The organism is Lysinibacillus sp. BF-4 (genome assembly GCF_000743635.1).
GTDB lineage: Bacteria > Bacillota > Bacilli > Bacillales_A > Planococcaceae > Metalysinibacillus > Metalysinibacillus saudimassiliensis.
In genome coordinates, this window is sequence record NZ_JPUW01000081.1 from 1 (window position 1) to 1,795 (window position 1,795).

General features: G+C 40.9%; 1 protein-coding gene. It reads right to left on the minus strand.

The features are described from left to right. Window positions 1-76 precede the first annotated feature (76 nt). Window positions 77-1,645 carry an IS1182 family transposase gene (locus CH76_RS13180; protein ID WP_036147295.1) on the minus strand — a complete coding sequence of 523 codons (1,569 nt, stop codon included), beginning with the start codon at window positions 1,643-1,645 and terminating at the stop codon, window positions 77-79. Window positions 1,646-1,795 lie beyond the last annotated feature (150 nt).

Genomic DNA, 1,795 nt, shown 5'->3' on the forward strand with positions numbered 1-1,795 from the left:
CATAACTAGTGTTCAGCCAAAGAAAAAGAGAAATTGAGTGCGCTCAATTTCTCTTTTTCATTTTTTATGGGTATTCTTATTGATTGGCTGTGAACTTTCGCAAGTTCACAGCCATCAACGCCAGTCCCATTTCATTCGAAACCTTCGCTTTGCCGCGAACGGAGAAACGAGTGAAACGCAAATTAGCTTTCAAGTGACCAAAAACAGGTTCAACATCGATTTTACGTTTTCGGTAAATCGTGCCTGTTTTTTCCGCTGAAAGCTTCGCTTTTACATAATTTTTTTGGTTTTCCCATGTTTCATTCACCACTAAGGTACGATGATTCTCGTCTTTTGCTTTTGTACAGGACGCACGGAAAGGGCAGCCTGTACAATTTTCACATTGGTATACCTTGAATGTTCGCGTGAAACCGTTTCGGTCCGTTCGGACCGAGGGATGATGAAACGCTAGGGTTTGCTGATTAGGACAGGTATAGCTATCTGTCGTTTCATCATAGAGCCAGTTAGCTGTATTGAAAGGGTTTTGTTGATACTTTTTCTTTTGTTCACGTAGGTAAAGGTTATATGTAATCAGCGCTTCACGCTTGCGATTCGTCAGAATATCATCGTAATTTTGTTCGCTGCCATACCCTGCATCTGCCACGATATATTGCGGTAACGTAAAATAGTTCGCTTCAATTTCATCTAGAAAAGGGCGCAACGTCAAAGTATCCGTAGGGTTTGGGAAAATCTGATACGCGAGGGCATACTGCCCCTCAGTCGCAATTTGTACGTTATACCCTGCTTTTAACTGCCCATTTCTCATATAATCATCTTTCATCCGCATAAAAGTCGCATCTTGGTCTGTCTTCGCATAACTATTTCGTGCCCCAAAAATCATCATGTCCTTGGCGTATTTTTGTTTACGTAACGCAAGGTCAATCAATGTTTTACGCATGACTTTCGGATATTTCCGTTGATGACGTAGACGTTTTCTTTCTGGCACATCTGTCGATGCTTCTATCTGTTGATCCAAGTCTTTGACGACCTCATCGACAGCTTCAATGACTTGGACAAGTTCAGGTAGCGTCAGTTCTTCTTCGTTTTCACGTTGAATTGCCGGGATAATCGACTGGGTAAGTAATTCATCATACACCGCCTGTGACTTCTCAATAAGGTTAGCTTGATAGCGGATGATGGCTTTTTTCCACACGAAGGTGAATTTATTGGCATTGGCTTCAATCTTCGTACCATCAATAAAAATCGCTTCGTTATCAATCTGTTTGGCTTCAACAAGTTGGCAGCGGAATTGGACAAAGCATTGACGAAGTAATTCCTTCATATCTTTATGTACACGGAAGCGATTGATCGTACGGTAACTTGGTTCATATCCTTGCGCCAACCACATCATACGCAGGCTATCTTTGAGTAAAGCTTCAATTTTGCGTCCTGAAAAAACGGACTGCGTGTACGCACAAAGGATAATTTTCAGCATCATACGAGGATGGTAAGCCGGACAGCCCTCATTTCGAAGAAATGGTGTGAACGCTTCTTGTGGGATACTCTCCACTAAGTTGTGGACGTGGAAAGCAATATCGTTAGCTTGTAATTTCATTTCAATATCTAAAGGCAAAATCAATTGATTCATGGTATAATTTTTAAACATAAGGACCCTTCTTTCTGTTGGATTTTGTTGTAGTGACTTTAGTTTAACAGAAGGAGTCCTTTTTTAACTACAAAAATCAAAGCCCTTGAATTTTACGCAATGTAAAAGTTCAAGGGCTTTTCATTTATAAGGCAGGTTTTGTCCCAGCCT

Coding starts and splice junctions, on each gene's coding strand:
- CH76_RS13180 (WP_036147295.1), bottom strand. CDS start 1,645: ATGTTTAAAAATTATACCATGAATCAATTGATTTTGCCTTTAGATATT.